The organism is Variovorax sp. P4_D9 (assembly GCF_056401695.1).
The window spans coordinates 1-744 of the sequence record NZ_JBFUIU010001659.1; the positions used below are offsets into that span (position 1 = coordinate 1).

1 protein-coding gene is annotated in these 744 nt (G+C 61.3%); it reads left to right on the plus strand.

Annotated elements, in window-relative coordinates:
* Positions 1-114: 114 nt before the first annotated feature.
* The coding region (locus AC1DY5_RS57605; protein ID WP_478123036.1) for a LysR substrate-binding domain-containing protein at positions 115-744 on the plus strand (630 nt) is incomplete at its 3' end.

A 744-nucleotide genomic window follows, 5' to 3' on the forward strand; every position in this document is an offset into this window, starting at 1 on the left:
GAAGATCCCGAAGTGATTGCATTGCTGGCGCGAAAGGCGCTGGAATGCTGAACTTCCAGTGATTTTCATAGACCAAGAAGGCATAATAAATCCGAAAATAATACGGAATTTGTTATGAATCTTCATCAGTTCAAGTTCGTTCAGGAAGCCGTCCGCCGCAACCTGAACCTGACCGAAGCTGCCAAGGCGCTCCATACCTCGCAGCCCGGCGTGTCAAAGGCGATAATCGAACTCGAGGAGGAACTCGGCGTCGAGATCTTCGCCCGCCACGGCAAGCGCCTGAAGCGCATCACCGAGCCCGGGCAGCACGTGCTGGCCAGCATCGAGCTCATCATGCGCGAGGTCGGCAATCTCAAGCGCATCGGCGAGCAGTTCAGTGCCCAGGACAGCGGCACGCTGTCGATCGCCACCACCCACACCCAGGCCCGCTACGTGCTGCCGGTGCCGGTGGCGAAACTGCGCGAGGCCTATCCGAAGGTCAACGTGAGCCTGCACCAGGGGTCGCCCGACCAGGTGGCGCGGATGGTGATCGACGAGATCGCCGAGATCGGCATCGCGACCGAGTCCCTGGCGGACTACGCCGAGCTCGTGACCATGCCGTGCTACGAATGGCAGCACGTGCTGGTGCTGCCGCAGGGGCATCCGCTGGCGGACAAGGAACGGATCTCGCTCGAGGACCTGGCGAACGAGCCAATCATCACCTACCACCCGTCGTTCACGGGACGCACGCGCATCGACCATGCC